Annotated in this window: 23 protein-coding genes; 9 read left to right on the forward strand and 14 right to left on the reverse strand. The window is 69.8% G+C overall.

Annotation, left to right across the window (positions count from 1 at the left end):
• Positions 1-33: 33 nt before the first annotated feature.
• The 5 genes from VGU65_RS03710 to VGU65_RS03730 form a co-directional block, all read right to left on the reverse strand.
• On the reverse strand, positions 34-1,074 hold the full coding sequence (locus VGU65_RS03710) for a BamB-related PQQ repeat family beta-propellar protein (RefSeq protein WP_327473001.1): 1,041 nt from the start codon (positions 1,072-1,074) through the stop codon (positions 34-36).
• Positions 1,075-1,158: 84 nt separating this feature from the next.
• Entirely contained in the window at positions 1,159-2,250 is a 1,092-nt protein-coding gene (locus tag VGU65_RS03715) for an aminopeptidase (RefSeq protein ID WP_327473003.1), read from the reverse strand.
• 49 nt (positions 2,251-2,299) lie between these two features.
• Positions 2,300-2,677, reverse strand: a complete 378-nt coding sequence (locus VGU65_RS03720; RefSeq protein ID WP_327473005.1) for a hypothetical protein — start codon at positions 2,675-2,677, stop codon at positions 2,300-2,302.
• 113 nt (positions 2,678-2,790) lie between these two features.
• Positions 2,791-3,483, reverse strand: coding sequence for a hypothetical protein (locus VGU65_RS03725; protein WP_327473007.1), 693 nt, complete (start codon positions 3,481-3,483; stop codon positions 2,791-2,793).
• A 174-nt stretch (positions 3,484-3,657) separates the two neighbouring features.
• Positions 3,658-4,260, reverse strand: a complete 603-nt coding sequence (locus VGU65_RS03730) for a rhomboid family intramembrane serine protease (RefSeq protein ID WP_327473009.1) — start codon at positions 4,258-4,260, stop codon at positions 3,658-3,660.
• Between the two features lie 124 nt (positions 4,261-4,384).
• Here VGU65_RS03730 and VGU65_RS03735 point away from each other — a divergent pair, with 124 nt between their 5' ends.
• Both VGU65_RS03735 and VGU65_RS03740 read left to right on the forward strand, forming a co-directional pair.
• Positions 4,385-5,266 (forward strand): PhzF family protein, encoded by an 882-nt coding sequence (locus VGU65_RS03735; RefSeq protein WP_327473011.1) that lies wholly within the window; start codon positions 4,385-4,387, stop codon positions 5,264-5,266.
• On the forward strand, positions 5,263-5,736 hold the full coding sequence (locus VGU65_RS03740) for a YaiI/YqxD family protein (RefSeq protein WP_327473013.1): 474 nt from the start codon (positions 5,263-5,265) through the stop codon (positions 5,734-5,736). The genes VGU65_RS03735 and VGU65_RS03740 overlap by 4 nt, the downstream gene beginning before the upstream one ends.
• Positions 5,737-5,975: 239 nt before the next feature.
• Here the strand turns inward: VGU65_RS03740 and VGU65_RS03745 are convergent, their stop codons facing one another.
• Entirely contained in the window at positions 5,976-7,022 is a 1,047-nt protein-coding gene (locus VGU65_RS03745; RefSeq protein WP_327473015.1) for an NAD(P)-dependent oxidoreductase, read from the reverse strand.
• Positions 7,000-8,175: a BaiN/RdsA family NAD(P)/FAD-dependent oxidoreductase gene (locus tag VGU65_RS03750; protein WP_327473017.1), complete on the reverse strand. Its 1,176-nt coding sequence runs from the start codon at positions 8,173-8,175 to the stop codon at positions 7,000-7,002. Before VGU65_RS03750 ends, VGU65_RS03745 begins: the two co-directional genes overlap by 23 nt.
• 79 nt (positions 8,176-8,254) lie before the next feature.
• Between VGU65_RS03750 and VGU65_RS03755 the strand changes: the two genes are divergently transcribed.
• A complete protein-coding gene (locus tag VGU65_RS03755) occupies positions 8,255-8,737 on the forward strand; it encodes a YajQ family cyclic di-GMP-binding protein (RefSeq protein WP_327473019.1) in 483 nt (160 codons plus the stop codon).
• Between the two features lie 4 nt (positions 8,738-8,741).
• Here the strand turns inward: VGU65_RS03755 and VGU65_RS03760 are convergent, their stop codons facing one another.
• Both VGU65_RS03760 and VGU65_RS03765 read right to left on the reverse strand, forming a co-directional pair.
• A complete protein-coding gene (locus VGU65_RS03760; protein WP_327473021.1) occupies positions 8,742-9,434 on the reverse strand; it encodes a DUF1345 domain-containing protein in 693 nt (230 codons plus the stop codon).
• A gap of 82 nt (positions 9,435-9,516) precedes the next feature.
• Positions 9,517-9,792: a GNAT family N-acetyltransferase gene (locus VGU65_RS03765; protein WP_327473023.1), complete on the reverse strand. Its 276-nt coding sequence runs from the start codon at positions 9,790-9,792 to the stop codon at positions 9,517-9,519.
• A 135-nt stretch (positions 9,793-9,927) separates the two neighbouring features.
• On the opposite strand from VGU65_RS03765, the gene VGU65_RS03770 reads away from it, so the two are divergent.
• Positions 9,928-10,353 carry an OsmC family protein gene (locus VGU65_RS03770; protein ID WP_327473025.1) on the forward strand — a complete coding sequence of 142 codons (426 nt, stop codon included), beginning with the start codon at positions 9,928-9,930 and terminating at the stop codon, positions 10,351-10,353.
• Between the two features lie 24 nt (positions 10,354-10,377).
• On the opposite strand, the gene VGU65_RS03775 is transcribed toward VGU65_RS03770, so the two are convergent.
• Positions 10,378-11,568, reverse strand: coding sequence for a GGDEF domain-containing protein (locus VGU65_RS03775; RefSeq protein WP_327473027.1), 1,191 nt, complete (start codon positions 11,566-11,568; stop codon positions 10,378-10,380).
• Between the two features lie 171 nt (positions 11,569-11,739).
• On the opposite strand from VGU65_RS03775, the gene VGU65_RS03780 reads away from it, so the two are divergent.
• Positions 11,740-13,614: a 3'-5' exonuclease gene (locus VGU65_RS03780; RefSeq protein WP_327473029.1), complete on the forward strand. Its 1,875-nt coding sequence runs from the start codon at positions 11,740-11,742 to the stop codon at positions 13,612-13,614.
• A 214-nt stretch (positions 13,615-13,828) separates the two neighbouring features.
• On the forward strand, positions 13,829-15,316 hold the full coding sequence (locus VGU65_RS03785) for a S10 family peptidase (protein WP_327473031.1): 1,488 nt from the start codon (positions 13,829-13,831) through the stop codon (positions 15,314-15,316).
• 129 nt (positions 15,317-15,445) lie between these two features.
• Here VGU65_RS03785 and VGU65_RS03790 read toward each other — a convergent pair whose 3' ends face one another.
• Positions 15,446-16,336 carry a LysR substrate-binding domain-containing protein gene (locus tag VGU65_RS03790; protein ID WP_327473033.1) on the reverse strand — a complete coding sequence of 297 codons (891 nt, stop codon included), beginning with the start codon at positions 16,334-16,336 and terminating at the stop codon, positions 15,446-15,448.
• Positions 16,337-16,432: 96 nt separating this feature from the next.
• Here VGU65_RS03790 and VGU65_RS03795 point away from each other — a divergent pair, with 96 nt between their 5' ends.
• From VGU65_RS03795 to VGU65_RS03805, 3 genes are all read left to right on the forward strand, one after another.
• Positions 16,433-17,020: a LysE family translocator gene (locus tag VGU65_RS03795; RefSeq protein ID WP_327473035.1), complete on the forward strand. Its 588-nt coding sequence runs from the start codon at positions 16,433-16,435 to the stop codon at positions 17,018-17,020.
• A 20-nt stretch (positions 17,021-17,040) separates the two neighbouring features.
• Entirely contained in the window at positions 17,041-17,622 is a 582-nt protein-coding gene (locus VGU65_RS03800; protein ID WP_327473036.1) for an NADPH-dependent FMN reductase, read from the forward strand.
• Between the two features lie 87 nt (positions 17,623-17,709).
• Positions 17,710-18,771: an acyltransferase family protein gene (locus VGU65_RS03805; RefSeq protein ID WP_327473037.1), complete on the forward strand. Its 1,062-nt coding sequence runs from the start codon at positions 17,710-17,712 to the stop codon at positions 18,769-18,771.
• Here VGU65_RS03805 and VGU65_RS03810 read toward each other — a convergent pair.
• From VGU65_RS03810 to ychF, 3 genes are all read right to left on the reverse strand, one after another.
• Positions 18,768-19,271, reverse strand: coding sequence for an acyl-CoA thioesterase (locus VGU65_RS03810; protein ID WP_327473038.1), 504 nt, complete (start codon positions 19,269-19,271; stop codon positions 18,768-18,770). The two genes, VGU65_RS03805 and VGU65_RS03810, sit on opposite strands and share 4 nt — an antisense overlap.
• A gap of 31 nt (positions 19,272-19,302) precedes the next feature.
• Entirely contained in the window at positions 19,303-19,791 is a 489-nt protein-coding gene (locus VGU65_RS03815; protein WP_327473039.1) for a GNAT family N-acetyltransferase, read from the reverse strand.
• Positions 19,792-19,994: 203 nt separating this feature from the next.
• On the reverse strand, positions 19,995-21,086 hold the full coding sequence (gene ychF, locus VGU65_RS03820; protein WP_327473040.1) for a redox-regulated ATPase YchF: 1,092 nt from the start codon (positions 21,084-21,086) through the stop codon (positions 19,995-19,997).
• Positions 21,087-21,167: the final 81 nt, after the last annotated feature.

A 21,167-nucleotide genomic window follows, 5' to 3' on the forward strand; every position in this document is an offset into this window, starting at 1 on the left:
CATGCCCACGGCATGGGCGACGGCATGCGCGGCTTACGGCCCTTTCCCCACCTCCAGCACGGTGAAGCTGCCGGGCAGCAGCGGCGGGCGATGGTGTGCTCCGCCCTGCTCCGAGTGCGGCCCGAACTTCGCCGCCGAGAGGAACAGATGCCCGCTCTTGGGGTCCAGCGCCAGCGTACGCGCCGTGGTCTGCGTCGGGACCGTGGCCAGCACGCGGTAATGGTCGGGGTCGTCCTCGTGCACCACGGTGAGCGTGCCGCTCTCGCCGTTGGAGCTGAAGACCAGGCCGCGCCGGCTGTCGAAGGCGACGGCATCGGGGCCCTCGCCGATCGGCACGTCCGCTACGTGGCGGCCGCTGTCGGCATCCAGCACCGTCATGGTCTTGTTGTCGCACACCGAGAACAGGCGTCGGTGCGCCACGTCGATCGCCAGCCCGGAAGGCGACTGGCACGGCGCCAGCGACCAGGTCGCGCGGACCGAGGCGGTCTTCGGATCCATTTCGATCAGTTCGCTCTTGTCCTCGATGTTCGCCCAGATGTGCCCGGCGCCATCGCTGACCGCGAATTCCGGCTTGCCCGGCAGCGCGATGGTGGCGAGCTGCTTGCCGCTGGCGGCATCGAAGGCCGTGGCGTTGGAGCTGTGTCCGTTGAAGGTGAACACGCGTCCGCTGGCCGGATCGTAGAGGATGGCGTCGGGATTGGCGCCGCTGGCCTTGAGCGTGCCCAGCGTCTTCAGCGTGGCGGTATCGAAGACCGTCACCTCGCCGCTGCGGCCGTTGCTGATCCAGCCGCGATGGCGGGCCGGTGCGAGCGCGATGCCGTGCACTCCGTCGAGATGCTCGATGCGCCCGACCGGCTTGCCGTCTTCGGCATCGAGGACGACCACTTCGTCGCCGTGGCTCACGTACACGCGCTGCGCGGCAGGATCCAACGCCAGGTAATCCCAGCCCTGGTCGCCGCCCAGTACGTAGCGGTGCAGCACGCGGTAGCCGGCGGTAGGTTGGGTCGCGCCTACCCCACTGGCGCAAAGCAGGCCAAGCGACAGGGCGACGAGCATGCGGGACGGTGCATTCATGGCGGCTCTCCGTGATGGACCCGCCGATGCTCATGCCTGCGCCTTATCGCGCGCTTATCCGGCCAGCGCCTGTTCCATGCCGGTTTACTGGCCAGCGCCGCCGCTGGAGGCAGGCGTGCCACCAGCCAGCAGGTCCAACGCGCGGTCGCGTTGCTCCCTGGGTTTCCCCGCCAGTGCGCGGGCCGCCGCGTAGAACGCACCCCAGCGCCCCTCGGCACGCTCGAACAGCACGGCGAAAGCGCCGCTCCAGCGGTCGTACAGGCCGAAGGGGAGCAGCCGCGCGTTGTTGATCGGCGCGGCGACCCAGGCGTCGTAGCGGTGGTCGCCGGGCCAGCGGGTGTCGCGCCAGCGGGCGTAGCGGCGGCGGAACGCCCCGATCTGTGCCTGCTTGCCGCGCGCGAGCGCAGCCGGATCGTGCGTGCCCGCATACAGCCGCTGCAGCCGCCCGCGCAGGTCCAGCACCAGCGCGGTGAAGTCCTGGTCCATTGCCTGCCCGTGCGGATCCGGTGGCGGCAGGCCGCGGGCCTTGCGCCACTGGCGCAGGCCCTCTTGCCCGACGAAATTGGCGAAGGATTCGTTGAAGGCGGTATCGCCCTTGACGTAGAGCCGCTGGTGCGCCAGTTCGTGGAAGATCGTGCTGGCCAGTTCATCATCGTCCCAGCGCAGCATGCTGGAAACGATGGGGTCGGCGAACCAGCCAAGCGTCGAGTACGCCGGCACTGGGCCGATCCACACGTCGTCGCCTTGCGACTTCAGTTGCGCTGCGCGTGCCTGTGCCGCCGCCGGATCGAAATAGCCGCGATAAGCCACGCAACCGGCGATCGGGAAGCACTGCGGCAGGGCTTCGACAGTGTAGGGCAGCGTGGCGAACACGTTCCACGCCACATAGGGACGATGCAGGTCGACATAGCTGGTGTAGCTGCGGTTGCGCGGCAGGCCCAGCTGCGAGGAGGCGAAGGCGCGCGCCTGCTGGGCCAGCCGCAGGCGCGAGGCCAGCGCCGGGTCAGTGGCGTCGTCGCGCAGCACCCGGGCGATCGGCCGTCGGCGCATGAGCAGCGATGCCTCGCCGTGGGCCACATGCGCGTAGTAGCGCAGGGTGCTGCACGCCGCCAGCGGCAGGCACGAGACGAGGATGGCAAGGCGCACGAGGCGCCGCGGGAAAAGCGCAAGCGGCATGCCGCGATTGTGCCAAAGCCCACGACCGCGGACCGCGGCCGGCGCTCGTTCAGTGGCGATCGTCGTCGCGGTAATCGCGCCTGTCGCCGCGCCCGCGTCGTCCGACCGGGGCGCGCTCGTCGCGGCTCCAGTGGCGCTCGCCGCGCCAGTCGCGGTCACGTCCACGGTAACGATCGGAATCGTGGTACCAGGTGCCGCTGATGCCTACGCTCACGCCCGGCGCATAGCAGCAACCGCCGTAGCCCCAGCCGGGGCCGTAGTAGCCGGAGTAGTAGTCCGGCTCGTAGATCACCGCGGGGCCTTCGCCGTAGTAGGCATCGCCCTGGTAGCCGTTGCTGCGCACGTAGCTGTAGCCGGGATCGTAATAGCAGCCCGACAGCGCCGCCGTCCCCAGCGCGAGCGCCAACCCTGCAAGCATGCGTTTCATGGCTCACCTCCGTGACTCGACGCCACGGACCCACGCTAGTCGCGGTGGTTTGAACGAGCCCTGAGCGTCCGCGCCCGGAAAATGTCCGGGCGCGACGCGAGAGAAAAGCCGGCTCAGGCCTTGGGACCGCGCTGCCCCACATGCACCGGGATGGTGGTCTTGGGTGCATCGCTGGGCAGGCCCGGACTGGCCGGCGTATGTACCGCTGAGTTGCCATGCGGCTGCGCAGGACTGCCTGCGTTCTGCCTGTTGCGCTCCTGCTTGGCCTCCAGCAGCGCCTGGATGTGCGCAACGGCCTCTTCCGGGCTGATGTGCTTGGCCGACGGTGCGGCCGTTTCCTTGCGCGCTGCCGGGCCGGCCGGCAGACGGCCGGCTGCGCCGCTGTGGGCCGCCTTGCGCGCCGGTGCAGCAGCCTTCTTGACGGTGCCTGCCTCAGCCGGCTTCCGGTTGCCGGCAGCCTTCTTCGCAGTCGCCGGCCTGGCAGGCGTACTGGCAGCCTTCTTCGGTGCTGGCCTCGCGGCCTTCCCCGGGGCGGTCTTCAGGGCTGCCTGTCCTGCAGCGGCCTTCTTCGGAGCGGCCTTCGCAGTGGTCTTCTTTGCCGCCGCCTTCTTGGCGGGCGTGTTCTTCGCTGCTGCCTTGCGCGTGGCCGTCTTCGCGCCGGCCTTCCCTGCGGCAGGCCGGGCGGCGGTCTTGTGGACCGCGGTCTTGATGCCGGCCTTCTTGGCCGCGGCCTTTTTGGTCGCGCCGCCGGCGGCTGCCTTCTTTGCCGCGGATTTCTTCGCGGCCGACTTGCGGGTCGTTGCCATGCGTCATCACTCCTGCGGTGGTCTGTGCAGCCTTGCCCGCATTGCCGTGCTTCACGCACGCGGCGGAAAGACCTGCGTTCCCAGTATTGCGCGAGCGCCTGCCGCTGTCATGCGCGATCGCGTCAAGACGGCCGCCCAGTTCAGGCTGCGGAACAACTGCGATGAAACCTGCCCTCACATGCGCGGGTTGGAAAGCTCCGCTAGGAAGTACCCGAACACCCGCGGCTCGACCAGCAACGTGACCACCACGCCGTAGGCCGCGCCCCACAGGTGCGCGCTGTGGTTGACGTTGTCGCGGCCGGCGCGGTCCATGTAGATCGAGTAGCCGACATAGAGGACCGCGTAGAGGATCGCCGGCATCGGCACCACCAGCACGATGATGCGCGACCACGGCGACAGCAGGATGAAGGAGAACAGCACCGCCGACACCGCGCCGGAGGCGCCCAGGCTGTGGTAGTTCGGATTGCGGCGGTTCTTCAGGTAGGTCGGCAGGATCGAGACCAGCAGGCCGCCCAGATAGAACAGCAGGAAACCCAGCCGCCCGAGCTCGGCGGTGTAGAACTGCTCCATCAGCCGGCCGAAGAAATACAGCGTGAGCATGTTGAACAGCAGGTGGCCGAAATCGGCATGGACCAGGCCGTAGGTCACCAGCCGGTGGTATTCCCGATGGCGCTGGATCGCCGGCGGCCACAGGATCAGGTCGTCCATCAGCCTGGGCTTGTTGAAGGCCAGGAAGGAGACGATGCAGGTGACGGCGATGATGGCCAGGGTGAGCATGCGCGAGGCTTCCTCGATCGGGACAGGCCCGCCATCTTGGCGGCGGCGAGGCAGCTTGTCGACGCGCCCGGCATGCACGGCGCTATCATGCGCGCCTTTATCCGCCCGTTCCCCACGGATACGCATGCAACCGATCCGCTACCTGCATTTGGACGTCTTTGCCGCCAGTTGCGGCGGCGGTAACCACCTGGGCGTGGTGACCGACGCACGCGGCTGGAGCGAGGACGACATGCAGCGCTTCGCGCGCTGGACAGCGCTGGTGGAGACCACCTTCCTGCTGCCGCCCTCGGTGGCTGGCGCCAGCTACCGCGTGCGCATCTTCACCCCGCAGCGGGAGATCCCCTTCGCCGGCCACCCCAGCATCGGCAGCGCGCATGCCGTGCTGGCCTGTGGTCTGGCGCAGCCGGTCGACGGGCTGCTGTGGCAGGAATGCAGTGCGGGCCTTTTGCCGATCCGCGTCGAAGGCGAAGGCTGCTCGCGCGACCTGCTGCTCAAGTCGCCCGGCGAGCGCGTGCTCGCAACCGGCCGCGATGGGCACCCGCTGCTGGATGCCTCGCTCGCCGGCGTGGAACCGGGCACGTTGCCGCCCGCGCTGGTCGACGGCGGACGCCGCTGGTGGCTGGCCGAGGTCGCCGACGAGGCCAGCCTGCGCCACTGGTCGCCCGACCACAGTGCGATCGGCGCGCTGGCCGGCGCCAGCGACAGCATGGGCCTGTGCGCCTTCGCGCGCAGCGCCTCGGTGGACTACCAGCTAGTCGTGCGCGCCTTTCCTGCCGGCGTGGGCATCGTCGAGGACCCCGCTTCGGGCGCGGCCAACGGCCTGATCGCCGCCTACATCGCGCAGGCCGAGCCGCACGGGCCACTCGCGCGCGGCTACACGATCAGCCAGGGACGCGAGATGGGCCACGACGCGCGGCTGCTGGCGCGCATCGAGCCGGGGGCAACCTGGGTCGGTGGCCGTGCGCACACCATGGTCGACGGCACGCTGCATTGGGCCAGGGCATGAGCGAGTCGCCGCGCATCTGGGTCGACGCCGACGCCTGCCCTGCCCCGATCAAGGACATCCTGTTCCGCGCTGCCGACCGCGCGCAGGTGATGGTGGTGCTGGTGGCCAACCAGGCCCTGCGCACGCCGCCCTCGCGCTGGGTGCGCTCGATCCAGGTCGCCGGCGGCTTCGACGTGGCCGACGACGAGATCGTGCAGCGCCTCGCCGCGGGGGACCTGGTGGTGACGCAGGACATTCCGCTGGCCGCGCAGGCCATCGACAAGGGGGCGCTCGCCCTGCACCCGCGCGGCGAGCTGTACATCCGCGAGACCATCGCGCAGCGGCTTTCGATGCGCAATTTCATGGACGAGCTGCGCGGCGCCGGCGTGGATACCGGCGGCCCCGCGGCCTTCCACGCGCGCGACCGCCAGGCCTTCGCCGGCCAACTCGACCGTTGGCTGCAGCAGGCGGCGCGCCAGCCGCCGGGATAATCTCGCCGGCGCCTGCCGTCCTTCGGATGACCGACAACGGCTGGGCCCACCGCTCACGGGCCTTTTGCCGACGCCTGCCGGCGCCTGCAGCTGCATACCGCCACCCGGCCCTATACGCCGCTGCTGGGCGAGCGCATCGCGCCGCGGATGCTGGCCGGACTGGCGCTGGAGACCGGTACCGTACTGGTGCAGGCGTCGCCGTCGCGGGGAGCGCACGCACGGCGGCGTGAGCGGCAGGCTCAGCAGAGGTGCGCGCGCCGAGCGGCCACCTGCGCCAGGGCGGCCCAGTCGAGCTCCTCGCCGCCATCGGCCAGTGCCTCGATCAAGGCGTCGCGCACTACGCCGGCGAATGGCAGCGGCACCCGCGCCGCCTCGCCGGCGGCGAGCGCGAGGTTGACGTCCTTCAGGCCCAGCGGTAGGGCGAATCCGGGTGGTGTGTAGCGGCTTTCGGCGATCAGCCGGCCATAGCCCTGGTAGGCGGGCGCGGCGAACAGCGTGCCGGTCATGATCTCGAGGAAATCGGCCGCCTCCACGCCATGCGCGCGAGTCAGTGCGCTGGCCTCGGCCATGCTCTCGATCGCGGCGGCAAGCATGAAGTTGCCGGCCAGCTTGACCACGTTCGCCCGCTCGGGCGCCTCGCCCACGGGCCAGATGCGGCTGCCCATCGCCTCCAGCAACGGACGCACGGTCTCCACCACGGCGGCATGTCCGGCGACCACGATGTTGAGCTTGGCCGCCGCGGCCATGTCGGGCCGTCCGAACACCGGCGCGGCCACGTAGCCCAGGCCTCGTCGCGCATGCTCGGCGGCCAGCTCGCGCGCCAGCGCCACGGAAATGGTGGCGTGGTTGACGTGGATGGTGCCGCGGTCCATCTCCTCGAGCAGGCCGCTGTCCAGGAACACCTCGCGTACCGCCTGGTCGTTGGCCAGCATGCTGTGCACCACCTCGCCCTGCACCGCCCGGCCGGGAGTGCGCGCGACCTTGGCGCCGAGCGAGGCGAGCGGCTCGGTGGCGGCCTCGGAGCGGTTCCAAACGGTCAGCGCGTGACCGGCGGCGAGCAGGTTGCTGGCCATGGCGCTGCCCATGGCGCCCAAGCCGAGGAATCCGATGTTCATGCGTCTCTCCTGCGAATGCTTTTCGACCCCGCCCCATCCCCCCCGCGCTCCGGGCGAAAGGCCAAGCTTCGCGCCGGGCGTAGCCCTCGTCAGCGTGGAAGCCGAAGCGCCGAGTCCACCACGCGCGGCGTTGACGGCATGCGAACCGCTATGCCACCTCGCCCGCGGCATGTCCCGATGCCCAGGCCCACTGGAAGTTGTAGCCGCCTAGCCAGCCGGTCACGTCGACCACCTCGCCGATGAAGTACAGCCCAGGCACCAGCTTCGATTGCATCGTGCTGGAAGAAAGCCCGTCGGTGTCCACGCCGCCCAGCGTGACCTCGGCGGTGCGGTAGCCTTCGGTGCCGCTGGCGACCAGCGGCCAGCCGTTGAGCCGCGCGCCGATCGCGACCAGTTCCGCCTCGCGATACTGGCGCATCGGCCGGTTGCCGAAGTCGAGCTCGCACAGGCGCTGCGCCAGCCGCTTGGGCAGCACGTCCGCCAGCACGGTCTTCAGCTCCGCCGCCGGGCGCGCCGCGCGCTGGACGGGCAGCCAGTCGGCCGCGTCTCGGTCGGGCAGCAGGTCCAGCCGCAGGTCTGCGCCCGGCTGCCAGTACGAGGAAATCTGCAGGATCGACGGCCCGCTGGCGCCGCGGTGGGTGAACAGCAGGCCGCCGCGGAAGGACTGTCTTCCGCACCGTGCCTCGGCCGGCAAGGCCACGCCCGCCAGCTCCGCGTAGCGCTCCTGATGCTTGCCGCTCAAGGTCAGCGGCACCAGCCCCGCGCGCGTCGGCAGTACGGCATGGCCGAATTGCCGCGCCAGTTCGTAGCCGAACCCGGTCGCGCCCATGCTGGGGATCGACAGGCCGCCGCTGGCGATGACCAGCGCCTGGGCGTGCACTTCGCCGCGTGCCGTGGCCACGCTGAAACCCGCCTCGCCATGGCGCACGCGCTCCACCGCGCAACTGGCTTCCAACCGCACGCCGGCGGCCGCGCATTCGTCCAGCAGCATGCGCACGATCTGCTTGGAGGAGTCGTCGCAGAAGAGCTGGCCGAGCTCCTTCTCGTGGTAGGCGATGCGGTGCTTCTCGACCAGCGCGATGAAGTCGGCGGGCGTGTACCGCGCCAGCGCGGACTTGGCGAAATGCGGATTGGCCGAGAGGTAGTTGGCCGGCGTCACGCCAAGGTTGGTGAAATTGCAGCGCCCGCCGCCGGACATCAGGATCTTCTTGCCGGGCTTGTTGGCGTGGTCGAGCACCAGCACGCGCCGGCCGCGCTGGCCGGCGGTGATCGCGCACATGAGGCCGGCGGCGCCCGCGCCGATGACGAGTACGTCGGTTTTCATGGGATCGCAGCGGCTTCGAAGGCGCGCATTATCGCCGAGCGCTTACACTTTCCGCTCCCGTATCCAAAGGCGCACATCCATGCCCTCCTTCGACGTCGTTTCCGAAGTGGACAAGCACGAGCTGACCAACGCGGTCGACCAGGCCAACCGCGAGCTGGCCAACCGCTTCGACTTCAAGGGTACCGACGCGGCCTACGAGCTGGACGGCTACGTGATCACCCAGCGCGCGCCCAGCGACTTCCAGCTGCAGCAGATGCTGGACATCCTGCGCGGCCGCCTGACCAGCCGCAAGATCGACATCCGTGCGTTGGACGTGGCCGAGCCCGAAGTGAACCTCGCCGGCGCACGTCAGAAGATCACCGTCAAGCAGGGCATCGAGCAGCCGATCGCCAAGAAGCTCATCGCCGAGCTGAAGGCAGCCAAGCTCAAGGTCGAAGCGCAGATCAACGGCGACAAGCTGCGCGTGACCGGCAAAAAGCGCGACGACCTGCAGTTGGCCATCGCGCAGCTGCGCAAGTCGCCCACCGAACTGCCGCTGCAGTTCGACAACTTCCGCGACTGAAAACTCAGCTGCCCATGCCGGCGACGACGTTCACGCTGACGGCGATGATGAAGACATTGAAGAAAAACGCGATCACGCCGTGCAGCAGGGCCATGCGCCGTAGCTCGCGGCTGGTGATCTGCACGTCCGATACCTGGAAGGTCATGCCGATCACCAGCGCGAAGTACATGAAGTCCCAGTAGTCGGGATGCTCGGTCTGCGGGAAATCCAGGCCCCGGTGCTGGGTGCCGAAATCGCCGTAGTAACCGTGCGCGTAGTGCTGCGCAAACATCGTGTTGATGAACAGCCACGACAGCACCAGGGTCAGTGCCGCCAGGAGGATCGCCGTCAGGCCGCCGGTCTTGCTGGCGTGCAGTTCGTTGGTCAGCGCCACCAGCACCACGCTGGTCAGCACCAGTGCGCTGCTCAGCACGCCCCAGCGGCCGGTATCCATGGCGCGCGCCTGGCTGCGCATGTGCTCGGGCGTCGCCCGGGCGAACAGCCGCCATAGCGCCACCAGATAGACCAGGGCGCCGGCGTCGAACCCGAGCAGCACCGCGCTGCGCGGGAGTGCCCCGGCGAGCACCAGCGAGCCGGTGGCAAGCACGAAAACCACGCCGGACAAGCTCAGCCGCGGCCGTGCGCGCAGGTGGTGCAGCGGCCGCCAGCGCCAGCGTCGGCGGGGTGGAACGAGGGTGTCGTCGATATCCCGGGGCAAGGGACCTTCTCCAAGGGTTCGGTGCTGCAGCGCGTGGCCGCGCCGGCGCACCGATCCGGAGCCGCGGATGGCCGCGAGTGTATCAGGCGCGCAGGTCGGCAAATTCCGGGTGGCGGCGCAGCCATGCCGCCGCGTAGGAGCAGGCAGGCACCACCTTCAGGCCTTGGGCGCGGGCGCTTTCCATCGCCGCCCGGGTCAGCGCCGCCGCGATGCCGCGGCCTTCCACCGCCGGCGGCACGCCGGTGTGGGTGATCGTCATGGAGTCGCCGGCCAGGCGGTAGTCCAGCACGCAAAGCGCGCCGTCGACGCGGGTCTCGAAGCGCTGCGCGCCGGGGTCGTGGCGAATGTCCAGGTCCATGCGCCCTCCTCGAAGCAAACGCCGAGCATACGTCCGCGCGGGGAAAAGCGCCCGTGAAGCCAGCCCCGCGCGGCATTCGCACCTCCTGCATGGCTCGGCGGACACACTCGGGCGCTCACTCCACGGGAGACCGCCATGAAGAAATCCGCATCCGCCGTCTGGACCGGCGGCCTCAAGGATGGCCAGGGCACCATGTCCACCGAGACCGGCGTGTTGCGCGAGGCGCCCTACGGCTTCAAGTCCCGCTTCGAGGACGGCCCGGGCACCAACCCGGAGGAACTGATCGGCGCGGCGCTCGCCGGCTGCTACTCGATGGCGCTATCGCTGGGCCTGGGCAACGCCGGGCTCACGCCAGAGAGGATCGAGACCCGCACCCAGGTGACGCTGGACAAGCAGGGCGACGGTTTTGCCATCACCACGATCGCGCTGCAGTGCCGCGCCCACGTACCGGGCGCGGACGCCGCCACGTTCGAGCGCATCGCCCAGGAGACCAAGCAGGGCTGCCCCGTGTCCAAGCTGCTGCGCGCCGAGATCTCGCTGGACGCCCGGCTGGAAGGCTGAACGCCCTCGGCGGGACGCCCCCGGTTAGGCCGGCACCGACCCGGCCAGGTGCAGATCGGCCGCCATCACGCGGTTGCGCCCCGCGCGCTTGGCTCCATACAGCGCGGCATCGGCACGGTGGAGCAACGCGCCCACGTCACGCTCGCCCGGGCGCGCGGCGGCCACCCCGATGGACACGGTCAGCTGCAGCACGTGCCCATCGACCAGCAGCGGCGTGGATTCGACCGTGCAACGGATGCGCTCGGCCAGCACCAGCGCCTGCTCCAGGGTGGTGTCGGGCGCCAGCACCACGAACTCCTCGCCGCCGACCCGGCCGACCACGTTGGCGGCGCGCAAAGTGGTGCGGATGCTGCCCACCAGCGCCAGCAGCACCTTGTCGCCGCCGCCGTGGCCGAAGCGGTCGTTGACGCTCTTGAAGTGGTCGGCATCGATCATCAACACCCCCAGCGGGCGCCCGCTGCGGTTCGCCTGGGCCAGCAGCCGGGTCGCCGTCTCGTTCAGCGCCAGGCGGTTCTGTACGCCGGTGAGCGCGTCGACGCGGGCCAGCTGGTACAGCTCGCGCTGCAGGGTTTCGTTGTAGAGCAGCAGGAAGGCGATGCTCAGGAACAGAGGCTGCATGCCCGACAGCAGCACGTACAGGTAGTTGACCGTGTCGGGCTGGATGACGTCGGCCGGCGGGTTGAGGTCGAACCACAGCTGGCCGTTGCGCCACAGCAGCAGCAGTGCCGAGAGCGTGTGCAGCATGAGCAGTATCGCCCGCGCCCGCGTGGCGCGGCGCAGGCCGCCCTGCAGCAGCGCCTCCATGCGCAGCCAGATCAGCGCCACGATCGCGATGGAGCCCCACACCACGCGCAGGCGGTAATCCGGCTGCACCACGCCGAACCAGCCCACGCCCAACCAGCCGATCACCCCGATCGCCAGCGCGGAGCGCCAGCGCAGCGGCGCCCCGAGCAGCTTGCGCAGGGCCACCACCGCCATGCCATGCGCCAGCAGGTTGAGGGCATTGCCGCCCAGCAGCAGCTGCGCCGGATGCAGCCAGGCCTGCGCAGCCAGCATGGCCCAGCCGCCCGATTCGACCGCCAGCGCGCCGGCACGCAGCTTCAGCGCGTCGCGGGCGGCGCCCGGGCCGCCCTGGGTGCCCGCCCACAGCATCGCCGCCAGCGCCAGCGACTGGATGGCGCTGATCAGCGACAGGGTTTCGATGTGCATGGGCATGGACGGGCTCTCCCCCGCGCGCGGACGTCGCGATCAGTCTGCCGCAGGCTTCCAAGCTGGCCCGCGGGGGCTTACCGTCGCCCGTCCTATCGGCGCTGGCGGTGTCAACTTTAGCGTTGACAGTGGCTTTGAGTCCGCTACTTTCCCCGCAAAATCCCCAACGGAGGCCGAATGGCCACGCTCATCCCGACCCGCAACAGCTGCCTGCCGCGCATGACTGCGGGCGAGAAGCGCTTCTCCGAGCGGCTGGAGCAGAAGCTGGAGGACGACTACCTGCTTTGGTACGACGTGCCGGTGGGCCTGAAGCAGCGCCACCCGGACTTCGTCGTGTTCCACCCGCGCCGGGGCCTGCTGGTGCTGGAGGTGAAGGACTGGAAGGCCGAGACCATCCAGCACGCCGACAGCACCCAGTTCACCCTGATCACCGAGCGCGGGCTGGTGAAGGAGAACCATCCGCTGCTGCAGGCGCGCGCCTATGCGCTGGAGATCGGCGTGGTGCTGGAGCGCGACCCGGCGCTGCGCTTCCCCGCCGGCCATCGCCACGCCGGCAAGATCATCATGCCCTGGGCCTGGGGCGTGGTGCTGGCCAACATCAGCCGCAAGCAGTTCCAGGACGGCGGGCTCGATGCGGTGATCCCGCCGCACCTGGTCATCTGCCGCGACGAGTTCTACGAGTCGGTGGAATCGGAAGACCTGCAGGAACGGCTGTGGGCGATGTTTCCGCAGGTGTTCCCGGTGGCGCTGACCCTGCCGCAGATCGACCGCGTGCGCTGGCACCTGTTCCCCGAGCTGCGGGTGGAGGCAGGCAGCGGCCAGTTCGGCCTCTTCGGGCCGACCGACGCGGCCGTGCGGCCCCTCGAGATCCCGGAACTGGTCAAGGTGATGGACGCCCAGCAGGAGCAACTGGCCCGTTCGCTCGGCGACGAGCACCGCATCATCCATGGCGTCGCGGGCTCCGGAAAGACCATGATCCTGGGCTTCCGCGCCATGCAGCTGGCGCGCACGATGAGCCGGCCGATCCTGGTGCTCTGCTACAACAAGACTCTCGCCGCGCGGCTGGAACAGCTCATCGGCGAGCGCGGCCTGGCCGACAAGGTGCAGGTCTACAACTTCCACAAGTGGTGCCGGGCGATGCTCACGGCCTACCACGTGGAGCTGCCGCCCAAGGGATCCGACCGCTTCTTCGAGCAGATGGTCGAGCGGGTGATCGACGGCGTCGACCGCGGCCGGATCCCGCGCTTCCAGTACGGAGCGGTGCTCGTCGACGAGGGCCACGACTTCGAGCCGGACTGGTACAAGCTGATCGTGCAGATGATCGACCCGGCGACCAACTCGCTGCTGGTGCTCTATGACGACGCGCAGAACATCTACGGCAAGGCCGACCGGCGCAAGGTGAGCTGGAAGAGCCTCGGTGTCCAGGCGCAGGGCCGCACCACCATCCTCAAGCTCAACTACCGCAACACGCTGGAGATCCTGGCAGTGGCGCGCGGCTTCGCCAACGAGCTGCTGGCCGAACGCGCCGAGGACGAGGACGGCGTGCCGCTGGTCGCGCCGGAAAGCGCCGGCCGGCGCGGCGCGCTGCCGGAGCTGATCCGCGTGGAGACTGCGCCCGCCCAGCTCACCGTGCTGATCGCCCAGCTGAGCGACGAGCACGCGCACGGCCGGCCGTGGTCGGACATGGCGGTGATCTTCCGCAACCAGTGGGAGGGCGAAAAGCTCGCCCAGGCGCTGGAGCGCGAGGGCATTCCTGCCCGCCTGGCCGAAGGCACGGGCAAGGGCGCGCTGTTCGCCGTGGGCGACACGGTCAAGCTGGTGACCATGCATTCGAGCAAGGGCTTGGAGTTCCCGTTCGTGATCATCCCGGGGCTGGGCTCGCTGCCCAAGGACGGCAAGGACGAGGCCGAGGAGGCGCGGCTGCTCTACGTGGCGATGACCCGCGCCACCGAGCGGCTGGTGTTGATCCACCACGACGAGTCGGTGTTCAGCAAGCGCATCCGCGATTCGATCAACCAGGTGCAGGAACAACTCGTCGCCCTGCCGGCCTGATGCGGCGATGCCCTCATCCGCCTGTCGGCACCTGTCCTGGTGAACGGGAGGACCAACGCGGGGAACTCCCTGGGTGAGGCCGCCGCCCGTTCGCGGGACAGGCGCCCAACGGGCCGATGAAGGCAACTTCGCCTCGGCCCCATGCCTTTGGGCACGCTCCAGCACCCCCACCAGCCGCTAGGCTGGTCGCTTCCGCAACAAGGGGACTCCACACGTGCGCAAGACCCTCCTGGCCACCCTGCTGGTCGCCTCGCTGCTGGCCGGCCTCGCCGCTCCCGCCTTCGCCGCCGACAAGCCCGCTGCCGAGAGCCACGGTGAGTTCCACCTGCCGCCCTTCCCCGCCGACGCGCACGTCCAGCAGACCGCGCAGATCGACGGCCGCACGCTCAAGTACACCGTCACCGTGGGCTCGTTGCCGGTGCGCGACGAGAAGGGCAATACCGTGGCCGAGGTGGTATTCACCGCCTACACCATGGCCGGCGGCGACCGCCCGGTGACCTTCGCGCTCAACGGCGGCCCGGGCGCCTCCTCGGTCTACCTGAACCTGGGCGCGATCGGCCCGAAGCGGGTGAACTTCGGCGTCGAGGGCAACAACCCTTCCGATCCGGCCACCCTGCACGACAACCCCGGCAGCTGGCTGCCCTTCACCGATCTGGTGTTCATCGATCCGGTCGGCACCGGCTTCAGCCGCGCCCTGGTCGACGACAAGAAGGCCACCGAGCTCTTCTACAGCACCGACAACGACATCAAATACCTCTCGCGCATCGTCTACGACTGGCTGGTCACAAACCATCGCATGCCGTCGTCCAAGTACCTGGTCGGTGAAAGCTACGGTGGCTTTCGCGGCCCGCGCATCACCGACTATCTGCAGACCCAGCTGGGCGTGGCGATGAAGGGCGTGGTGCTGGTCTCGCCCTACCTCGATCCGGCCGCTTCCAACGACGAGAACGTATCGCCGCTGCCCTGGATGCTGACCCTGCCCTCGATCGCCGCCGCGCACCTTGAGCGCGAGCATCGGCTCACCCCCGAGGCGATGGACCAGGTGATCGAATACACCCGCAGCGAGTACGCCACCGACCTGATGCGCGGCCGCTCCGATCCGCAGGCGACCGAGCGGGTGATCAAGAAGGTGACCGAGCTGACCGGGCTGGACCCGCTGTTCGTGCGCCGCTCCGGCGGGCGCCTGGAAACCCAGGCCTACCTGCGCGAGGTCTACCGCGCCGAGGGCAAGCTGGGCAGCCGCTACGACTCCAACGTCACCGCCTGGGACCCATTCCCCTACGCGCCGCGCCAGCGCACCGGCGATCCGATCCTGAACGGCATCATCGCGCCCACCACCACGGCGATGGTCGACTTCGTCACCCGTACCGTCGGCTGGAAGTACGACGGCCGCTACAACGCGCTCAGCTACGAGGTGAACAAGCTGTGGCACGAGGACGAGGACGCCAACCAGGGCTCGGTGGCGCAGCTGCGCGAGTCGGTGGCCAATGATCCGGGCCTGCGCGTGCTCATCGCGCACGGCTGGGACGACCTCTCCTGTCCGTTCATGGCCTCGGTGCTGATCGTCGACCAGATGCCGGCGATGGGCGATCCGACTCGCGTGCAGGTCAAGAGCTACCCCGGCGGGCACATGTTCTACGCCCGCCCGGAAAGCCAGGCGACGCTGCTCAAGGACGTCAAGGCGCTGTACGGCGCGAGGTGATGCAACGCGTGGCGAGCACGGATCGCGGCGCGCCATGCCGGGATCCGTCGCCGCCGCAGCTACATCGCGTATGACCCGCCGGAATGGACAGCATCGCCCCACTCTCGCCGGCCTGTCGCCGGTGACGCCTCAGCGTCCGGCAGCCTGCCAGCGCAGCCAGTCGATCACCGCGGCCAGCGCAGGACGCTGCCGTGCGGCGGTAGGGCGCACGATCCAGTAGGACGGCCCCAGTGGTACCTCCAGCGCACCGAAAGGGCGCAGCAGGACACCGCCCGCCACGTCGTCGGCGGCCAGCCGGTGCCGCGCCAACGCCACGCCCTGGCCCTGCTGGGCAGCGCGCAGCACCAGGTCGGACGAGGCATAGCGCGCTCCACCCTGCAACACGAGACTGGCGGGCCCGTGTGCGCGGCGCCACAGCTCCCACGCGGCCTGCGGATCGCGGTCATGCAGCAGGCGCAGGCCGGCCAATTGGGCCGTCCGGGACGGGCGGCCGTGCGCGCGCCAGCACGCCGGGCTCATCACCGGGTAGAGCACGTCGTCCATCAGGGCTTCGCAGTGCAGTTCGGGCCACGGCCCGGCGCCCATGCGGATGGCCAGGTCGATGCGGCCGTCCTCGAATCCTTCGAGCTTCTGGTCGACCAGCACCGACAGCTCGATCTTCGGATGCGCCTTCTCGAACGCAGGCAATCGCGGCAGCAACCAGCGGATGGCGAAGGAGGGCGTGGTCGACAGCGCCACCGCGTGCGCCGGCCGCACCTCGCGCAGCGCGGCGACCGCCTGCTCGATCTCGCGCAGCCCTGCGCCGACCGCCTTGCCCAGCGCCTCGCCCTGCGGCGTGAACACCAGTCCGGCGCGCCCGGCGCCGGCGTGCAGCAAGGGCACGCCCAGCCAGCGCGCCAGTTCGCCCAGGTGCCGGCTAACCGAGGAGTGCGACATGCCCAGCTCGCGCGCGGCCGCGCGCACGCCTTGGTGCCGGTAGACCAGGGCGTAGGCGCGCAGTGAGTTCAAGGGCATGTCCATGGTCGGAATTCTAGACCATAGACTGCGCCGCACAGACCAACCACCCAGGCGATCCTGTGCCCGCTGCGCAGATGCAGCGACCGCATCGAGGACCCCATGCACGACCTGCTCGCCGTTGCCGGCCTGCTGTCCGCCGCAGCTGCCACCCCGGGACCCAACAACCTGGTGGTTCTGCACGAAGCCGGGCGCGGCGGCATGCGTGCCGCGGGGGCGGCGATCGGCGGGATCGTGCTGGGCGGGCTGGCCCTGCTCGCCGCGACGGTTGCGGGCCTGGGCGGCGCACTGGCCAGCCACGGCGGCGCGCGCACCGCCCTGGGCGTGGCCGGTGCGCTCTACATGGGCTGGCTGGGCCTGCGACTGGTGCAGACGCGCGGCATGGCAACTTGCGCCCGAATGGCCCTGCCCACCGGCATGCTGGGTCTGTTCGGCTTCCAGTTCCTCAATCCCAAGGGCTGGGCGATGGCGCTGACGGTGGTCGCCGCCTGGCCGGCTGCGCGCGCGGCCGACTACCTGCCGCTGGCATGGCTGTTCACGCTGGTCCCGCTCATCTGCCTGCTGCTGTGGGCCTTGGGCGGCCGACTGCTGGCCACGCGCCTGGCCTGCCCCCGTTTCAGGCGCCGCACCGATGCCGCGATGGGCCTGTTGCTGCTGGCGAGCGCGGCGCTGTTGCTGGCTGGCCTTTGATTTCCCCAACGGAGACATCCATGACCTACCGTCCCATCCGCATCCTGTGCCTGGCCGGCAGCCTGCGCCGCGACTCCTGGAACCGCCGCCTGCTGCATGCCGCCGCCACGCTGGCCCCATCCGGGATAATGGTCGAGATCTTCGACGCGCTGGCCGCCTTACCGTTGTTCGACGAGGACCTGGAACAGGCCGAGCCCGCAGGGCCTGCCGGCGTGAACGCCTTGCGCACCGCGATCGCGGCAGCCGATGGCCTGCTGATCGCCACGCCCGAGTACAACCACGCGATGCCCGGCGTGCTGAAGAACGCGCTGGACTGGTTGTCACGGGAAAGTCCCCAGGGCGAGGTGCTGGACGGGCGGCCGGCCGCAGTGTTCGGCGCGAGCGCCGGCCCCTGGGGAACGCGGCTGGCACAGGCCTCGCTGCGCCAGGTGCTGCATACCTGCGGTGCGCTGGTGATGCCCTCGCCCACGCTCTTCGTCGCGCACGCCGGGCAGCGCTTCGATGCGCAGGGCCGGCTCGCCGATCCTCATCTCGAGGCATCGCTGTCGCGGTTCATGGCGGGTTTCGTTGCGTGGATCGAGCGCGTCGCTGTGGCTGCATGAGGGTCCGGATACTTAGCCGGACCGCGCGCCGCTGATGAAAGGCTTTGGGGACATCGCGTCGACCTGCCCGCTGCTAGCTTGCGGCGGATGGCTTGTCGCACCCCGTTCTCCTTCGATGCGTTTCCTTCAACGCAACTGCCGCACGCGCCGTCCACCCGGGATCCCTGGAAGGACAACGCGCGCCTGGCGCTGATCACGCTGGTGGTGTTCGGCCACTGCCTCGAGCCCCTGCGTGGCGTGGCGCTGATCGATGCCCTGTACCGCTTCCTGTACCTGTTCCACATGCCGGCCTTCGCCTTTCTGTCCGGTGCCGTGGCCAGTACCGAAGTCAGTCCCAGACTGCTAAAGCGCATCGCCTTCCAGCTCATGCTGCCCTATCTGGTGTTCCAGGGCTTGTATGCACTGGCCGCGCGCCTGCCCGGCTGGCCGGATGCCGGGCCGAGCGGGATCACCACGCCGTACTGGCTGCTCTGGTACCTGCCGAGCCTGGCGGCATGGCGCCTGCTGCTGCCGCTGTTCGTGCGCCTGCGCCACGCGCTGCTGCTTGCCTGCCTGTTGGCGCTGGCGGCCGGCTGGGCGGGCGACGTGGGCTATCGCATGTCGCTTTCGCGCATCGCCGCGTTCTTTCCGTTCTTCCTGATCGGGCACCTGTACGCGCCGGCGTGGCGAGAACGCCTGCACGGCCCGCTGGCCGCCGCGATCGCACTGGTCGTGCTGGTCGCGCTGGGCTGGGCGGCGGGCGCGGTGCCCGATCCGCGCTGGCTCTACGGCAGCAACGGCTATGCCGCTCTGGGAGTGGACGGCGCCGCCGGCCCGCTGTGGCGGGGGCTACGCCTGGCCGCCGGGGTCGCGGGCAGCGCAGCCTGCCTGGCGCTGGTGCCGCGGCGCGCGTTCGCCGCCACCGCGGCGGGTGCGCGCAGCCTGCAGGCCTACCTGGTGCACGGCTTCATCGTGAAACTGGCCGTTGCCGCCGGCGCCCTCGGCTGGCTGGCCCGGCGCGAACCGCCGGCTATCCAGGCGCTGGTGCTGCTGCTCGCCGCCTGGGTGCTGGTGCGGTTGCTCGCCAGCGCGCCGGCCGCGCGCCTGCTCGATCCGCTGACCTGCCCACGCTGGCTGGAGCGGCTCCTGTGGCGGGCGTCGACCGGCTAGGCGTCGATCACGGGCGCGGCCTCCGGCCGCAGGGCGGCCACCTGCTGCTCCATCGTCTTGGACATCTCCATCAGGCGGCGGGCGTAGTCCTGCAGGCGCCGGTCCTCTTCGTTGCTCGGCTCCCAACGCGGCACCGGCGTGGGCTTGCCGTCGGGGCTGTCCAGCGCCACGAACACCATCACGCAGCTGGTGGCCAGGCGCTGCTCGCCCTTGCGCAGGTCGCGCGCCAGCACGTCGACCGCCAGGTGCATGCTGCTGGTGCCGGTATGGATCAGCCGCGCACGCACGCTGACCAGGTCGCCGATCAGGATCGGCGCGATGAACTGGATGCCGCTCACCGATACGGTCACGCAGTACGCGCCGCTCCAGCCCACCGCGCAGGCGTAGCCGGCCTGGTCGATCCATTTCATGGCCATGCCGCCGTGCACCTTGCCGCCGAAGTTCACGTCGGTTGGCTGGGCGAGGAAGCGGAAAGTGACTTCGTTCTGCTGGCCGGGCATGGCGGTCCTGTCTTGGTGGGGTAGCAGGCGATTATGCCCGCGGAGGCCGGCGCGGGACTTCCAGCGCCATCGGCGTGCTGCGGATGCCGTTCGGCGAGAAACCTTCCGGCCCGGTCGCCGCAAAGCCGAAACGCAGATACACCGGCACGGCCATGCGCGTGGCGTTGAGGGTGAACCGGCGCGTGCCGGCCCGACGCACCGCATCGGCCATCGCCCGCTGCCACAGCCTGCGCGCGATGCCGCGCCCCTGCCAGCGGGTGCCGACGAAGAAGTGGATCAGGTGGCTGTCCCCGCGCATCGCCGCGATGCCGACCAGCGTCGCGCCCACCCAGGCGAGGTGGAAACGCTGGCCGTCGCGCATGCGTTCGCGCAGCGTCCGCGTGCCGAGCCGTTGCAGCAGTGCCAGGCCGGCGGCCGGCTCTTGCTCGGGCAGGATCCAGCGGCTCGCCACACGGCGCGCCAGCCGGCTGACGGCTTGGACGTCCTCGGGTCTTGCCAGGCGCAGGTGCAGGTCGGGCATGCACCGATCAGATCATCAGCGCGGCCTCGTGCACAAGGCCGCGCGGGTTGCAGCAGTACTGCCGGCCATCGTCCCGGCGACGTCAGCTCGTCGGCAGGTGCGCCCACTGCATAGGCCCTGCCGGGCCGAGCCAGACCTTGGCAACGAGCCCGCGCAGCGCCCTGCGACCCTGCCGCCTTCGGCGCCAGGCGCCGAACCGCCGCTCAGACGTTGAACAGGAAATGCAGCACGTCGCCATCCTTGACGATGTAGTCCTTGCCTTCCTTGCGCAGGCGCCCCGCCGCGGCGGCGCCGGCTTCGCCCTTGTACTGGATGAAGTCGTCGTAGGCGACGGTCTCGGCGCGGATGAAGCCACGCTCGAAGTCGGTGTGGATGACACCGGCGGCCTGCGGGGCGGTGGCGCCCTTCTTCACCGTCCAGGCGCGCACTTCCTTGACGCCCGCGGTGAAGTAGGTCTGCAGGTTGAGCAGCTTGTAGCCGGCGCGGATCACGCGGTTCAGGCCCGGCTCGTCCAAGCCCAGGTCCTTGAGGAACTCGTCGCGGTCGGCGTCGTCCAACTGCGCCAGCTCTTCCTCGATCGCCGCGCAAACCGGCACCACCTCGGCGCCTTCGGTGGCGGCGCGGGCGCGCACGGCATCCAGATGCGGATTGTTCTCGAAGCCGTCCTCGCGCACGTTGGCGATGTACATCAGCGGCTTCAGGGTGAGCAGGAACAGGTCGCGCACCAGCGCCTTCTCGTCGTCGTCCAGATCCACGCTGCGCGCGGACTTGCCTTCGTTCAGGGCGGCGGCGAGTTTCGCCAGCACCGGCTTCTTGGCCAGCGCTTCCTTGTCGTTGGCCTTGGCCGCCCGCTCGGCGCGGTTGAGCGCCTTCTCGACCGAATCCAGATCGGCGAGCGCGAGCTCGGTGTCGATCGTCTCGATATCGGCAATCGGGTCGACCTTGCCGGCCACGTGCACGATGTCGCTGTGCTCGAAGCATCGCACCACGTGGGCGATGGCGTCGACCTCGCGGATGTGCGCCAGGAACTTGTTGCCCAGGCCCTCGCCCTTGGAGGCGCCGGCGACCAGGCCGGCGATGTCGACGAACTCGACCGCGGTCGGCACGACCTTCTGCGGGTTGACGATGGCCGAGAGCGCGTTCAGCCGCTCATCCGGCACCGGCACCACGCCCACGTTCGGCTCGATCGTGCAGAACGGGAAGTTGGCGGCGGCGATGCCGGCCTTGGTCAGCGCGTTGAACAGGGTGGACTTGCCGACGTTGGGCAGGCCGACGATGCCGCATTTGATGCCCATGGTGACTCCGGAATGTTGGTCTTCTTGGCCGTCATTCCGCGGGAGCGGGCGTGACGGTCGGTTGTCAGGTAGCGGCCGATC

Origin of the sequence: Frateuria sp. (assembly GCF_035943815.1) — a bacterium.
In the GTDB taxonomy this organism is placed as follows: domain Bacteria; phylum Pseudomonadota; class Gammaproteobacteria; order Xanthomonadales; family Rhodanobacteraceae; genus Frateuria_A.

What these genes read in the sequence shown, in the direction of transcription:
- VGU65_RS03780 (WP_327473029.1), top strand. Translation starts at nt 11,740, where the DNA reads ATGGCCACGCTCATCCCGACCCGCAACAGCTGCCTGCCGCGCATGACT.
- VGU65_RS03800 (WP_327473036.1), top strand. Translation starts at nt 17,041, where the DNA reads ATGACCTACCGTCCCATCCGCATCCTGTGCCTGGCCGGCAGCCTGCGC.
- VGU65_RS03770 (WP_327473025.1), top strand. Translation starts at nt 9,928, where the DNA reads ATGAAGAAATCCGCATCCGCCGTCTGGACCGGCGGCCTCAAGGATGGC.
- VGU65_RS03720 (WP_327473005.1), bottom strand. Translation starts at nt 2,677, where the DNA reads ATGAAACGCATGCTTGCAGGGTTGGCGCTCGCGCTGGGGACGGCGGCG.
- VGU65_RS03795 (WP_327473035.1), top strand. Translation starts at nt 16,433, where the DNA reads ATGCACGACCTGCTCGCCGTTGCCGGCCTGCTGTCCGCCGCAGCTGCC.
- VGU65_RS03735 (WP_327473011.1), top strand. Translation starts at nt 4,385, where the DNA reads ATGCAACCGATCCGCTACCTGCATTTGGACGTCTTTGCCGCCAGTTGC.
- VGU65_RS03730 (WP_327473009.1), bottom strand. Translation starts at nt 4,260, where the DNA reads ATGCTCACCCTGGCCATCATCGCCGTCACCTGCATCGTCTCCTTCCTG.
- VGU65_RS03715 (WP_327473003.1), bottom strand. Translation starts at nt 2,250, where the DNA reads ATGCCGCTTGCGCTTTTCCCGCGGCGCCTCGTGCGCCTTGCCATCCTC.
- VGU65_RS03805 (WP_327473037.1), top strand. Translation starts at nt 17,710, where the DNA reads ATGGCTTGTCGCACCCCGTTCTCCTTCGATGCGTTTCCTTCAACGCAA.
- VGU65_RS03775 (WP_327473027.1), bottom strand. Translation starts at nt 11,568, where the DNA reads ATGCCCATGCACATCGAAACCCTGTCGCTGATCAGCGCCATCCAGTCG.
- VGU65_RS03810 (WP_327473038.1), bottom strand. Translation starts at nt 19,271, where the DNA reads ATGCCCGGCCAGCAGAACGAAGTCACTTTCCGCTTCCTCGCCCAGCCA.
- VGU65_RS03765 (WP_327473023.1), bottom strand. Translation starts at nt 9,792, where the DNA reads ATGGACCTGGACATTCGCCACGACCCCGGCGCGCAGCGCTTCGAGACC.
- VGU65_RS03740 (WP_327473013.1), top strand. Translation starts at nt 5,263, where the DNA reads ATGAGCGAGTCGCCGCGCATCTGGGTCGACGCCGACGCCTGCCCTGCC.
- VGU65_RS03790 (WP_327473033.1), bottom strand. Translation starts at nt 16,336, where the DNA reads ATGGACATGCCCTTGAACTCACTGCGCGCCTACGCCCTGGTCTACCGG.
- ychF (WP_327473040.1), bottom strand. Translation starts at nt 21,086, where the DNA reads ATGGGCATCAAATGCGGCATCGTCGGCCTGCCCAACGTCGGCAAGTCC.
- VGU65_RS03745 (WP_327473015.1), bottom strand. Translation starts at nt 7,022, where the DNA reads ATGCCGCGGGCGAGGTGGCATAGCGGTTCGCATGCCGTCAACGCCGCG.
- VGU65_RS03710 (WP_327473001.1), bottom strand. Translation starts at nt 1,074, where the DNA reads ATGAATGCACCGTCCCGCATGCTCGTCGCCCTGTCGCTTGGCCTGCTT.
- VGU65_RS03815 (WP_327473039.1), bottom strand. Translation starts at nt 19,791, where the DNA reads ATGCCCGACCTGCACCTGCGCCTGGCAAGACCCGAGGACGTCCAAGCC.
- VGU65_RS03750 (WP_327473017.1), bottom strand. Translation starts at nt 8,175, where the DNA reads ATGAAAACCGACGTACTCGTCATCGGCGCGGGCGCCGCCGGCCTCATG.
- VGU65_RS03725 (WP_327473007.1), bottom strand. Translation starts at nt 3,483, where the DNA reads ATGGCAACGACCCGCAAGTCGGCCGCGAAGAAATCCGCGGCAAAGAAG.
- VGU65_RS03755 (WP_327473019.1), top strand. Translation starts at nt 8,255, where the DNA reads ATGCCCTCCTTCGACGTCGTTTCCGAAGTGGACAAGCACGAGCTGACC.